Below are 11,337 nucleotides of genomic sequence, written 5' to 3' on the forward strand. Positions count from 1 at the left end.
TCACCGGGAGCGAGGACGTCTCGTGGTTCGCGCGCGAGGCCGGCGTGCCGCTGGTCTTCTGGTTCTGGGGAGGCGTCGATCCGGAGACGTTCGCCGCGGCCCAGGCGGCCGGCACGATCGAGCGCGACATCCCGACGAACCACTCGCCCTTCTTCGCACCGGTGCTGCAGCCGACTGTGACGCGAGGCGTCGACGCGCTCGTGATCGCGGCGCGGGAGTTCCTGGCCGAGCCCGCCGGCGCGTAAGCCGGACGGATGCCTCGCCCCGAGGCATCCGTCACCCCACTCGCCCCGGCCCCTCACAGAGCCCGCAGGTCTGCGTGAACCTCGCAGCCGACCGGCCGAATCCCTGCGAATCTCGTCGCTCGCTGCGAAGTCGGTGGCCGGTTCAGAGCGAGTCGGCCGGCGCGCGGGCGTCGACGAGCCGCTGGCCCGACGCCAGGCCCGGCAGGCCCCGACGGTCGGGGGTCGTCAGCACGAGGGTGACAGAGGCGACGGCGAACACCCCGGAGACAAGGCCCCACGCGCCGGGGAGCGCGAGCAGCACGAGGTATCCGCCGATGCCGCCGGCGAGGCGGAGGAATCGTGCGAGCCCGATGGGCAGCGGACCGCCGGTGTAGCGCAGCTGCACTGCGAGGTCGCCGACAGTGCGACCGGTGGCCATGACGACGACGAGCCACGCCAGCACGGGCGCCGCGGTGCCCACGACTCCGGCCGCGGATCCGTCGCGCAGCTCCGCGTGCGCGCCGAGCGCCCACAGCGCGAGCTGGAAGACCACCGATGCCGCGAGCGCGGTCAGCCACGCGCCGAGGATGTCGCACAGCATCGCCAGCAGCCGCCTCCGCCGCGTGACCGGCCGTGGCTCCTCGGCGTCGGGGTATCGCGGCGTTCCCCAGTGCCGTCGCGGCACGAGCAGCGCCGACAGCGACCCGAGCAGCGCGCCGCACGTGTTCGCGAGCAGGTCGTCGACGTCGAACACGCGGTACGCGCACGGGTAGAGGCCCCAGACTCCGGTGAGCTGAGTGGTCTCGACGAGCGCCGACACCACGAAACCGGTGACGACGGCGGTGGGGATGCCACGCCCACCCAGCACGCGGACGAAGAAGCCGAGCGGCACGAACAGCAGCACGTTCAGCAGCACCTGCAGGACGGCGGGATCTGTGAGCGCGCTGCGGCCGACGCGCGAGAGCGCGCCGCGGATGTCGTCGACGAATGCCCCGACGTCGAGGTTGACGCCCGCGCAGCGGAGGGCGTCGGGATCGGGGAGGGGCAGGAGGGTGTACGTCCAGATCGCCATGAGGTACACGAGGGCCGCACCCCAGACCGCGAACCGACCGGCCCCGAACCCGCCACGTCGGCGATAGGTCAACGCCACGAACGGCACGAACAGCAGCACGGCCAGCGCCACCCCGGCGGTGACCGCGAGGCCGCCCAGAATGACCTGTTCGCGCATGTCGGTAGTCTCCCAGAGCGCCCGCCCGGCACCCAGGCATCCCGCGTAGCCTGGAAGGGTGAGCCTGACGACCCCCGCATCCTCTCTCGACGCGCCGCTGGATGCCGCTGCCCTCCGCGCGGACTTCCCGCTGCTCGCGGAGCGCGTGAACGGCCAGCCGCTCGTCTACCTCGACTCGGGAGCCACGAGCCAGAAGCCGCAGGTCGTCATCGACGCAGAGGTCACATTCCTCACCCGCGCGAACTCCGCCGTGCACCGCGGCGCGCACACGCTCGCCGCCGAGGCGACCGAGCTCTTCGAGGACGCACGCGCCGCCGTCGCCGGGTTCGTCGGCGCCCTGCCCGAGCAGCTCGTGTGGACCAGCGGGGCGACTGCGGGGCTGAACCTCGTCGCCTATGCGATCGGCAACGCGTCCCTCGGGCGCGGGGCTCCGGCATCCGCCCGCTTCGCACTCGCACCGGGCGACGAGATCGTCGTCACCGAGGCCGAGCACCACGCGAACCTCATCCCGTGGCAGGAGCTCGCGTCGCGCACCGGCGCCGTGCTGCGTCACCTCCCCGTCCGCGACGACGGAACCATCGACACGGATGCGGCGGCCGAGCTCATCGGCGAGCGCACCAGGATCGTCGCGTTCACGCACGTCTCGAACGTCCTCGGCATCGTGAATCCGGTCGCCGAGCTCGTCGCCCTCGCCCAGGCCGCCGGGGCGCTCACGGTGCTCGACGCGTGCCAGTCCGCACCGCACATGCCGCTCGACCTCCCCGCGCTCGGCGTCGACCTGGCCGTGTTCTCGGGCCACAAGATGCTCGGCCCGTACGGCATCGGCGGACTCTACGGGCGCCGCGAGGTGCTCGAGGCACTCCCTCCGTTTCTCACCGGAGGCTCGATGATCACCACCGTGACCCTCGACGAGGCGCAGTATCTGCCGCCGCCGCAGCGATTCGAAGCGGGCACGCAGCCGGTCTCGCAGGCCATCGGCCTCGCTGCCGCCGTCCGCTACCTCGACGACGTCGGGATGGATGCCGTCCACGCGCACGAGAGGACGCTCGAGGCGCGCATGGCGGCCGGGCTGCGCGAGATCCCCGGCGTGCGCATGCTCGGCGACGCGGCGGGCGCAGAGCGCGTGGGCCTGTGGTCGTTCGACGTCGAAGGCGTGCACGCGCACGACGTCGGGCAGTTCCTCGACGCGCGCGGAGTCGCCGTGCGCGTCGGCCACCACTGCGCTCAGCCGCTGCACCGGCGGTTCGGGCTCACCGCGTCGGTGCGGGCATCGACCGCGCTCTACAACACCCCGGGCGATGTCGACACCTTCCTCGACGCGCTCTCGGGTGTGCGCTCGTTCTTCGGGGCGTACTCGTGAGCGGGCTCGAATCGCTCTACCAGGAGCTGATCCTCGACCACTCCAAGCGTCCGCACGGCAAGGGCCTGGGAGAGGACGCCGGGCGCGTGGCCTCCTCGCACCAGCGCAATCCGATCTGCGGCGACGAGATCACGCTCCGCGTGCGCGTGACCGACGACGGCTCCCAGGTGAGCGAGCTCACCTGGGATGGCGCCGGCTGCTCCATCTCGCAGGCCTCGGCCTCGATGCTCGCGTCGCTCGTCGACGAGGAGGGCGGGATGCCTCGGGCCGAGGCATCCATTCTCATCGACGGATTCCGCGAAGCGCTGCGCTCGCGTGGCGAGCTCGCGCTCGACGAGGAGGTCTTCGGCGACGCGGCCGCGCTGTCGGGCGTCTCGAAGTTCACCGCCCGCGTGAAGTGCGCGATGCTCGCGTGGGTCGCGTTCGAGGACGCCCTGGCCCGCGCCTGAAACGGAGATCGCGCCGGCTCAGCCGAGGCCGTGGCGCTCCTCGCCGGGCGCGACCGGGGCATCCCCCGCGACGGGCTTGCGCGAGAGGCCGACCGAGCCGGCGTGCGGGTCCTTCGACAGGGCCGCCGCGACCGCGACCGACTCGTCGACGTCGAGGTACTGCGGGCGCAGCTGCACGGCGATCTGCCGCTTGCGCTCGCGCTTCGCCTTGCGCGCCGAGTACACGAGGTTGAGCCCCTCGACGAAGATCGCGAAGGCCATCGGGCCGTAGATGAACGCCTTGTCGATGTGGAACCCGAAGCCTTCGGCGACCAGGAAGACGCCGATCAGCAGGAGGAACGACAGCGCCAGCATCTTCACCGTGGGGTGCTTGTTGACGAAGCCGAAGATGAAGCGGGCCGCGAAGAGCATGATGCCGAACGACAGCACGACCACGGCGATGATGACGACGAGGTTCTCGGTCATGCCGACCGCGGTGATGACCGAATCGAGTGAGAAGACGATGTCGAGGAGGAGGATCTGCGCGAGCACCGACGCGAACGTCACGCCCTTGCGGCCCTCGCCGCCGTGCTCCTCCTCGGCGCCCTCGAGCTTGTGATGGATCTCGGTGACCGCCTTGTAGACGAGGAAGAGGCCACCCGCGATGAGGATGAGGTCCTTCCACGAGAAGCCGATGTCGCCGAGGAAGAACACGTCCTCCTTGAGCGTGATGATCCAGCCCGCGAACAGCACCAGGACGACGCGGATCACCATCGCCAACGTGAGGCCCAGGTTGCGCGCCCTGGCCTGCTGCTCCTTGGGAAGCTTCGAGGCGAGGATCGAGATGAAGATGACGTTGTCGACGCCCAGCACCACTTCGAGGACGAACAGCGTCACGAACACGGCGATCAGGTCGGGGGTGAAGGCGAAGGAGAAGTCCACAGGTCCACAATACGGACGAAGATCCGGATGCCTCGCGCCGAGGCATCCGGATCTTCAGATCACCGCGATCTCACACGGCCGCGAGCACACCCTCCAGGCGTGCGTAGCTGGCCTCCATGCCGTCGGTCATGCCCGTGGCGAGCACGATGTCGCGCGTCTCCTTGTCGGGGTACTCGATGAGGAGTGTGATGAGCGTCGCGCCGTCCTCCTCGTAAAGATTCAGGTCGTTGAGCGTCGACGGGAAGTCCGTGCCCGTCATGTGCTCGGTCGTGACGGCGCGGCGCGGTGCGTCGACGACGAGCGTCTCGCCGTCGAAGCCGAAGCGCTCGCCCTCGACGCCCTCGCCGGGCTCCCACACGTAGCGGTAGGTCCCACCGACGGCCGGGGCGACCTCGCACTCGACGAGGCTCCAGCCGTCGGGTCCGAGCATCCACTTCTTCAGCAGCTCGGGCTCGTAGTGAGCGCGCCAGACCAGGTCGATCGGGCCTTCGATCAGCCGCGTGATGCGAACGTGGGTGTCGTCGAGGATCTCGGTCTGCGTGCCCTTGCCGGCGGCGTACTCGCGCAGGCCCTCGAGCACACGGTCGAGCTGGCTCATCGCCATCGTCGCGCCCTCGATCATGCCCATCGCGACGACCTGCTCGAGCGCGTCGGCGGTCGTGAAGTGCGTGACGTTCCGCAGCCGCGAGCCGGCGTCGGTGCTCTCGAAGCTGAACACCATGCGCGAGACCGGCATGTCGGGGATCGGCGTGCCGCTCTCGTCGGCGAACGCGTCGAGCACCTCGAAGCCGCGCGGCGCGTCGATCGAGAGGAACTCCCACGACCCGCCCGACTTCTCGCCGCGCGGGCTGGTCATGTAGTAGGTGGCGCGGCCGCCGGGCTCGAAGTCGAACGACGTAAAGGTCGCGGGCCAGCCGGGAGGGCCCCAGAACCGCTCGAGCTGGCGGGGGTCGGTGAACGCCTCCCACAGCCGCTCGAGGGGGGCGGCGAAGTCTGCCGTGAGCGTCAGGGTGAGCGCTTCGGGGTCGGTGGTGACATCGGTGACGGGCATCGTCATTCTCCTTGCTCGGTGTTCCTGCGTGTCTGGTTCTTGCGTGGGACGGGGCGATCGGTGGAGTCGGCCGCGTCGGCGGATGCCGCATCCGCTACCCGCGGTTCGGCCAGGAGCGCGTCGAGGCGGTCGATGCGGGACCGCCACAGCTCCTCGTACCGCGCGAGCAGCGCGCGGGCCCGGGCGATCATCTCGGGATCCGCCCGGACGAGGCGTTCGCGCCCTTCGGCGCGCTTGATGATGAGACCGGCCTCTTCGAGCACCGCGACGTGCTTCTGCACCGCGGCGAACGACATGTCGTAGTCGCGTGCGAGAGCCGACACCGAGTGCTCGCCCTCGATGGCGCGGCGCAGGATGTCGCGCCGCGTCGCCGCCGCGAGCGCGTGGAACACGCGGTCGATCTGTTCATCACTGAGTTCCGTTCGTACAACCATTTGGTTGTACGTTACGCCTGCCGCCGCCCCCTGTCAACAAGCACTTCCCGGCATCGGACTTTCGGCCGAGGGAGCTCGGGCCTCTCGGCCGATGTCGCGCTCCGGGCGGAGCGGAAGCATCGAGACATGACCTCTTCCGCGCCCCCACGCTCCCGCCGCGAGTGGCCCGCCCCCGCCGGGCTCATCGCCCTCTCGCTCGTGCCGATGATCGCCGGCGCCTCGCGGCTGACACAACTGACGACGGGCGCCGCGGTGACCGTCGAGAACGCACGCTTCTTCGACTCGCCCGTCCCGGTGATCGCGCACATCGTCGGATCATCGGTGTTCCTGCTGCTGGGCGCACTCCAGTTCGCTCCCTCACTGCGCCGACGGCGCTGGCACCGCCTCGCCGGGCGTGTGCTCGTGCCGGCGGGACTCGTCTCGGCCCTCTCGGGCATGTGGATGGCCGTCGCCTACGACCTGCCGGCGAACAGCGGCTTCGTGCTCATGGTGATGCGGCTGGCGCTCGGCGCCGTGATGGTCGGGGGCATCATGCTGGCCTTCGCCGCGATCCGCCGCCGAGACGTCGCGACGCACAGCGCGTGGATGACGCGCGCCTACGCGATCGGACTCGGAGCGGGCACCCAGGTGCTCACGCTCGCGCCGTGGGCCGCGCTCGTCGGTCCGCCCGATGAGCTCGCGAACACCGTGCTCATGGGGCTGGGCTGGGCGATCAACCTCGCCGTGGCCGAGGTCGTCATCCGCCGGCGGGCGCGGCGCCCACGGGACCGGATGCGTGCGACGCGCCGGACGCCGGCCCGCGCCGATGCCCGCATATCATGAGGGCATGACGAGCCCCGTGCGGGCGCTGTGGAACACCCCGGCCGCGGTGCCGGTGCCGCCCGCCCGAGTATGGCGCGATTGGGTGCTGGTCGGGGTTCTCGCACCGCTGATCGTCGTCGAGGCGGCGCTGCGTCCAGAGGTTCCGGCCCGCTGGGTGTGGGCCGTCACGCTCGCGGCGCTGCTGCCGACCCTGCTGTGGCGCCGCGCGCGGCCGTTCACGATGCTCGCGACCGCGTTCGCCCTGTCCTCGATCGTGGGACTCGTCGTCGGCGGCGATCCGCAGCTCTTCACCGCCGCGTACTTCCTGATCCTCCTGTACGCAGCGATGCGGTGGGGCAGCGGCCGCGCGATGGCGGGCGCCGGAGTCGTGGTGGTGGTCGGCTGGTTCGTGTCGCTCCTCGGGCCGACGACATCGGGGGACGTCATCGGCAGCGTCGCGGTCGTCGTGAGCATCAGCAGCATCGCCGTGGCGCTGCGCTGGCGCGCCGCGACACGGGCGCGCGAGCTCGACCGTGTCCGGCTGCTCGAACGCGAGCAGCTGGCGAGAGAGCTGCACGACACCGTCGCCCACCACGTGTCTGCGATCGCGATCCAGGCGCAGGCGGGCACGGTGCTCGCCGCGGCGGACCCGGATGCCGCGACTCAGGCCCTGCGCGTGATCGAGGACGAGGCGGCCCGGACGCTGTCCGAGATGCGGTCGATGGTGCGCGTGTTGCGGGAGTCCGATGAAGCCGCCCAGGAGCCGGCGCCCGGAATCGCAGATCTCGACCGGCTTGCAGCCGCAGGGCCCCCTGCCGTGCGGGTGACCGTGACCGGCGACGTCGGCGCGCTGCCGTCGCCGATCGGCGCCGCGGTGTTCCGGATCGCCCAGGAGGCGGTCACGAACGCGCGCCGCCACGCGCGCCATGCCACGCTGGTCGATGTGACCGTGCGCCTCGACCCCGACCGGGTGCGCCTCGACGTTCGCGACGACGGCGAGACGACGGCATCCGCTCGTCCCGGCTTCGGCATCACCGGCATGCTCGAGCGGGCGACGATGCTCGGCGGCTCGTGCACTGCCGGCCCGGCTCCAGGCGGCGGCTGGCTGGTGGCCGCCGAGCTTCCCGCGACGGGGGCCGGGTCGTGACGGTGCGCGTGCTCCTCGCCGACGATCAGGATCTGGTGCGCGCGGGACTGCGCGCGATCCTCGACGCTCAGCCTGACATCGAGGTCGTGGGCGAAGCAGCCGACGGCGAGCGCGCGGTCGCGCTGGCGCGAGAGCTTCGGCCCGACGTGTGCCTGTTCGACATCCGGATGCCGCGCGCCGACGGCCTGGCGGCGACCCGAGCCGTCGCGGGGCCGGACGTGACAGATCCGATCCCGGTCGTCGTGATCACGACATTCGACCTCGACGAGTATGTGTACGAGGCGCTGCGCTCCGGAGCGCGAGGATTCCTCCTCAAGAACGCGGGCGCGGTGCTCCTCCGCGAGGCGGTGCACGCTGCCGCCCGCGGTGACGCGCTCATCGACCCGAACGTCACGGTGCGGCTGATCGAGGCGTTCGCCGGCTCGTCGCGAACACCGCGCGCGGCGCCGTCGGCACCGCTGACCGAGCGCGAGGACCAGGTGCTCGCAGCCGTCGCACGCGGCCTCGGCAACGCCGAGATCGGGCGCGAGCTGCACATCTCGCTCAGCACCGTCAAGACCCACATCGGCAGCCTGATGTCGAAGCTCGGCGCGCGCAACCGCGTCGAGCTCGCGATCTGGGCGGCCGAGCGGCCTGCCGGAAGGCGACCATCCTCCTGACGACTGAAGCCTCCGTCCTGGCGGGGAATCTGGCTGGATGACGCCATGGCCGCGTACAACATCCTCGAAGCACGCAACAACCTGTCGTGCATCATCGCCTCGGTCGAGTTCGGCACCGAAGAGGCGGTGATCATGCGGCGCGGGCGAGCCCGCGGTGCGCGCGAGTCCACGCACGCGGTCGCACAGCCGGTCGGATGGGGATCGAAGCCGTCTGCGGACGAGACCGACGGATGCCGCGGCCGAACTAGACTGGTCGGGTCCGGCATCCCCCGAATTTCCTGGAGCTGAGCCGCGTGACCACCCCCTCTTCGAAGGCCCTGGCCGACACCGTCTCGAACGCCGAGGCCACGCCCGAGAAGGAGCAGCCGTACGCGGCGCTCGGCCTCAAGCCCGACGAGTACGAGCGCATCCGCGAGATCCTCGGCCGCCGCCCCACGTCGGGCGAGCTGGCGATGTACTCGGTGATGTGGTCGGAGCACTGCTCCTACAAGTCGTCGAAGATCTATCTGCGCCAGTTCGGCCAGAAGGTGTCCGACGAGATGAAGGAACGGCTCATGGTGGGCATGGGCCAGAACGCCGGCGTCGTCGACATCGGCGAGGGCTGGGCCGTCACCTTCAAGGTCGAGTCGCACAACCACCCCAGCTACATCGAGCCGTTCCAGGGTGCCGCGACCGGCGTCGGCGGAATCGTGCGCGACATCATCTCGATGGGCGCGCGCCCCGTCGCGATCATGGATCAGCTCCGCTTCGGCGCCATCGACAATCCCGACACCGCTCGAGTCGTGCACGGCGTCGTGAGCGGCATCTCGTTCTACGGCAACTGTCTGGGCCTGCCCAACATCGGCGGCGAGACCGTGTTCGATGCGGTCTACCAGGGCAACCCGCTGGTCAACGCACTCGCGGTCGGCGTGCTGCGCCACGAAGACCTCAAGCTCGCCAATGCCTCAGGAGCCGGCAACAAGGTCGTGCTGTTCGGCGCCCGCACCGGCGGCGACGGCATCGGCGGCGCCTCGATCCTCGCGTCCGACACCTTCGCCGACGGCGGTCCGACGAAGCGCCCCGCGGTGCAGGTGGGCGACCCGTTCGCCGAGAAGGTGCTGATCGAGTGCTGCCTCGAGCTCTACCAGGGCGAGCTCGTCGAGGCCATCCAGGACCTCGGCGCCGCCGGCATCTCGTGCGCGACGTCCGAGCTCGCCGCCAACGGCGGCTCGGGCATGCGCGTCGACCTCGAGAAGGTGCTGCTGCGCGACCCCACGCTCACCCCCGAAGAGATCCTCATGAGCGAGAGCCAGGAGCGCATGATGGCCGTCGTCGCGCCCGAGAAGCTCGACGCGTTCCTCGAGGTGACGAAGAAGTGGGAGGTCGAGACCAGCGTGCTCGGCGAGGTCACCGGCGACGGACGCCTGCAGATCTTCTGGCACGGCGAGCAGATCGTCGACGTCGACCCCTCGACGGTGGCGGTCGACGGCCCGGTGTACGAGCGGCCCGTGGCCTACCCGGCCTGGATCGACGCGCTGCGCGAGGACTCGGCATCCGCTCTCCCCCGCGATCTCGACCCCGACACGCTGCGCCGCCAGTTCACCCAGCTCGTCGCGAGCCCGAACCTCGCCGACACCTCGTGGGTGACGAACCAGTACGACTACTACGTCATGGGCAACACCGCGCTGTCGTTCCCCGACGATGCCGGCATGATCCGCGTCGACGAGCACTCGGGCCTCGGCTTCGCGATCGCCACCGACTGCAACGGCCGATACTGCCAGCTCGACCCCGCCCAGGGTGCGAAGCTCGCCCTCGCCGAGGCGTACCGCAACGTCGCCGTCACGGGGGCCGTCCCCACCGCCGTCACCGACTGCCTGAACTTCGGCAGCCCCGAGAACCCCGAGGTGATGTGGCAGTTCTCGCAGGCGGTCGAAGGGCTGTCCGACGGATGCCTCGAGCTCGGCATCCCCGTCACGGGCGGCAACGTCTCGTTCTACAACCAGACCGGCGCCCAGCCGATCTTCCCGACGCCGGTCGTCGGCGTGCTCGGGATCATCGACGATGTCGCCCGCCGCATCCCGTCGGGCTGGCAGGACGCGGGCGAGAACATCTACCTCCTCGGCGTCACCGCGACCGAGCTCTCGGGATCGCAGTGGGCGGGCACGATCCACGGCCACCTCGGCGGACGCCCGCCCGCCGTCGACCTCGCGCAGGAGAAGAAGCTCGCCGAGCTGCTGCACGCGGCCGGCCAGCAGTCGCTCGTGTCGTCGGCGCACGACCTGTCGTCGGGCGGCCTGGCACAGGCCCTCGCCGAGGCCGTCATGCGCTTCGGCCTCGGCGCGCGCGTGTGGCTCGACGAGGTCATCGAGCGGGACGGGGTGGATGCCGCGACCGCCCTCTTCTCGGAGTCCACCGGCCGCGTCATCGTCTCGGTGCCGCGCGAGGACGACGTCAAGTTCCGCGGCCTGTGCGAGGGCCGCGGCTACCCGGTGCTGCGCATCGGCGTGACCGACTCGGCGGCAGACGGCGACGACCCCGCTCTCGAGGTGCAGGGCCTGTTCACGCTGCCGCTCGCCGAGCTGCGCGACCTCTCGACCTCGACTCTTCCGGCGGCCTTCGGCCCGACGGTGGCCGAGCCCGTGGCCTGACCCGTTCCGTCTCTGCGCTACGTCGCAGACTCTAGACTTGACGTCATGGCGGCGGACGACGAAGAGTACGGCGGTTTCAACGACACGCGGCAGCGCCGTGTCAAGGTGATCGCATGGGTGACGATCGTCGCCCTGATCCTCGTCGGCGGTGGCGCCACGGTCTTCGCTCTCCTCTTCGGCTAGGCTTCGGCCAGGAGGTCCTCATGGCCCAGAAGCAGTCGGTGTGGACGCGGATCACGCACTTCTTCTCTCCGCCGCGGGAGACCTACGACACGCGCAAGGCCCGTCCGGACGGATCTGCCGACGGTCCCGCGAACCCGGTGTACGAGGCCACCGATCGCCGCCGCCACGGCGGCACGATGGACATCGGCCCGCACTAACCTCCCTCTTTCCCCCCCCTCCCCCTCTCCCCCCCCCGGGTGCGGTCCAGGTTTCG

Annotated in this window: 13 protein-coding genes and 1 pseudogene; 10 read left to right on the forward strand and 4 right to left on the reverse strand. The window is 70.7% G+C overall.

The genetic code is table 11. The features are described from left to right. Positions 1-245 (forward strand): annotated as a pseudogene (locus EIO58_RS06410) (amidohydrolase); the annotation flags it as partial. Between the two features lie 142 nt (positions 246-387). On the opposite strand, the gene EIO58_RS06415 reads toward EIO58_RS06410, so the two are convergent. Continuing rightward, positions 388-1,452 carry a VanZ family protein gene (locus EIO58_RS06415; protein WP_127818819.1) on the reverse strand — a complete coding sequence of 355 codons (1,065 nt, stop codon included), beginning with the start codon at positions 1,450-1,452 and terminating at the stop codon, positions 388-390. Positions 1,453-1,516: 64 nt separating this feature from the next. Here EIO58_RS06415 and EIO58_RS06420 point away from each other — a divergent pair, with 64 nt between their 5' ends. Further along, positions 1,517-2,812 carry a SufS family cysteine desulfurase gene (locus tag EIO58_RS06420; protein WP_127818829.1) on the forward strand — a complete coding sequence of 432 codons (1,296 nt, stop codon included), beginning with the start codon at positions 1,517-1,519 and terminating at the stop codon, positions 2,810-2,812. Beyond that, a complete protein-coding gene (gene sufU, locus EIO58_RS06425; RefSeq protein ID WP_127818820.1) occupies positions 2,809-3,261 on the forward strand; it encodes a Fe-S cluster assembly sulfur transfer protein SufU in 453 nt (150 codons plus the stop codon). Before EIO58_RS06420 ends, sufU begins: the two co-directional genes overlap by 4 nt. Before the next feature lie 18 nt (positions 3,262-3,279). On the opposite strand, the gene EIO58_RS06430 is transcribed toward sufU, so the two are convergent. The 3 genes from EIO58_RS06430 to EIO58_RS06440 form a co-directional block, all read right to left on the reverse strand. Further along, entirely contained in the window at positions 3,280-4,182 is a 903-nt protein-coding gene (locus EIO58_RS06430) for a TerC family protein (protein ID WP_127818821.1), read from the reverse strand. 70 nt (positions 4,183-4,252) lie between these two features. Further along, positions 4,253-5,233 (reverse strand): SRPBCC family protein, encoded by a 981-nt coding sequence (locus EIO58_RS06435; protein ID WP_127818822.1) that lies wholly within the window; start codon positions 5,231-5,233, stop codon positions 4,253-4,255. A 2-nt stretch (positions 5,234-5,235) separates the two neighbouring features. Continuing rightward, positions 5,236-5,667 carry an ArsR/SmtB family transcription factor gene (locus EIO58_RS06440; RefSeq protein ID WP_127818823.1) on the reverse strand — a complete coding sequence of 144 codons (432 nt, stop codon included), beginning with the start codon at positions 5,665-5,667 and terminating at the stop codon, positions 5,236-5,238. 126 nt (positions 5,668-5,793) lie between these two features. Here EIO58_RS06440 and EIO58_RS06445 point away from each other — a divergent pair, with 126 nt between their 5' ends. The 7 genes from EIO58_RS06445 to EIO58_RS18670 are packed head-to-tail and all read left to right on the forward strand — an operon-like array spanning position 5,794 to position 11,281. Next, entirely contained in the window at positions 5,794-6,489 is a 696-nt protein-coding gene (locus EIO58_RS06445) for a DUF2306 domain-containing protein (RefSeq protein ID WP_127818824.1), read from the forward strand. A 4-nt stretch (positions 6,490-6,493) separates the two neighbouring features. Beyond that, positions 6,494-7,615 (forward strand): sensor histidine kinase, encoded by a 1,122-nt coding sequence (locus tag EIO58_RS06450; protein ID WP_127818825.1) that lies wholly within the window; start codon positions 6,494-6,496, stop codon positions 7,613-7,615. Then, a complete protein-coding gene (locus EIO58_RS06455) occupies positions 7,612-8,274 on the forward strand; it encodes a response regulator (RefSeq protein ID WP_127818826.1) in 663 nt (220 codons plus the stop codon). The genes EIO58_RS06450 and EIO58_RS06455 overlap by 4 nt, the downstream gene beginning before the upstream one ends. A gap of 45 nt (positions 8,275-8,319) precedes the next feature. Further along, on the forward strand, positions 8,320-8,562 hold the full coding sequence (locus EIO58_RS06460) for a hypothetical protein (protein ID WP_127818827.1): 243 nt from the start codon (positions 8,320-8,322) through the stop codon (positions 8,560-8,562). A gap of 5 nt (positions 8,563-8,567) precedes the next feature. Further along, positions 8,568-10,901, forward strand: a complete 2,334-nt coding sequence (gene purL / locus EIO58_RS06465; protein ID WP_127818828.1) for a phosphoribosylformylglycinamidine synthase subunit PurL — start codon at positions 8,568-8,570, stop codon at positions 10,899-10,901. Positions 10,902-10,946: 45 nt separating this feature from the next. Then, the gene (locus tag EIO58_RS18665; protein WP_164861558.1) at positions 10,947-11,084 is read left to right on the forward strand and encodes a hypothetical protein; all 138 of its coding nucleotides are present in this window, start codon (positions 10,947-10,949) and stop codon (positions 11,082-11,084) included. A gap of 20 nt (positions 11,085-11,104) precedes the next feature. Then, on the forward strand, positions 11,105-11,281 hold the full coding sequence (locus EIO58_RS18670) for a hypothetical protein (protein ID WP_164861559.1): 177 nt from the start codon (positions 11,105-11,107) through the stop codon (positions 11,279-11,281). The last annotated feature ends 56 nt before the right edge of the window (positions 11,282-11,337 follow it).

It is taken from the genome of Microbacterium sp. CPCC 204701 (assembly GCF_004010105.1).
Classification (GTDB): domain Bacteria; phylum Actinomycetota; class Actinomycetes; order Actinomycetales; family Microbacteriaceae; genus Microbacterium.

Bases quoted from the DNA above. Each gene is read 5' to 3' on its own strand.
- EIO58_RS06415 (WP_127818819.1), bottom strand. From the start codon at position 1,452: ATGCGCGAACAGGTCATTCTGGGCGGCCTCGCGGTCACCGCCGGGGTG.
- EIO58_RS06440 (WP_127818823.1), bottom strand. From the start codon at position 5,667: ATGGTTGTACGAACGGAACTCAGTGATGAACAGATCGACCGCGTGTTC.
- EIO58_RS06450 (WP_127818825.1), top strand. From the start codon at position 6,494: ATGACGAGCCCCGTGCGGGCGCTGTGGAACACCCCGGCCGCGGTGCCG.
- EIO58_RS06445 (WP_127818824.1), top strand. From the start codon at position 5,794: ATGACCTCTTCCGCGCCCCCACGCTCCCGCCGCGAGTGGCCCGCCCCC.
- EIO58_RS18670 (WP_164861559.1), top strand. From the start codon at position 11,105: ATGGCCCAGAAGCAGTCGGTGTGGACGCGGATCACGCACTTCTTCTCT.
- EIO58_RS06460 (WP_127818827.1), top strand. From the start codon at position 8,320: ATGGCCGCGTACAACATCCTCGAAGCACGCAACAACCTGTCGTGCATC.
- EIO58_RS18665 (WP_164861558.1), top strand. From the start codon at position 10,947: ATGGCGGCGGACGACGAAGAGTACGGCGGTTTCAACGACACGCGGCAG.
- EIO58_RS06435 (WP_127818822.1), bottom strand. From the start codon at position 5,233: ATGCCCGTCACCGATGTCACCACCGACCCCGAAGCGCTCACCCTGACG.